Consider the following 330-nt stretch of genomic DNA (forward strand, 5'->3'; position numbering starts at 1 on the left):
AGGGATGCCGTCGCGGGTCACGGCCATCCCGATCACGATCTGCGGTAGGTCGTCTCGGGAGTCCTTCGACTTGCCGTAAGTACGGAATCCGCCAGCCTTCTCGCTGCCGCTGCCGCTGCCGCTGCCGCTGCCGCTGCCGCTGCCGCTGCCGCTGCCGCTGCCGCTGCCGCTGCCGCTGCCGCTGCCGCTGCCGCTGCCGCTGCCGCTGCCGCTGCCGCTGCCGCTGCCGTCGGCGTCGTCACCGGCGGGGACCGGGTGGCCGCGGTCGTCGCGTTCCACCGGCTCGTCGGCTCCGGTCTCGAAATACGTCGACGTCGTGTCGAAGAACAG

Annotated in this window: 1 pseudogene; it reads right to left on the reverse strand. The window is 72.7% G+C overall.

The window, feature by feature from the left end:
- Nucleotides 1-330: pseudogene (locus tag IU459_RS37780) on the reverse strand (hypothetical protein); the annotation flags it as partial.

It is taken from the genome of Nocardia amamiensis, assembly GCF_015477605.1.
Taxonomy (GTDB): Bacteria; Actinomycetota; Actinomycetes; order Mycobacteriales; family Mycobacteriaceae; genus Nocardia; species Nocardia amamiensis_A.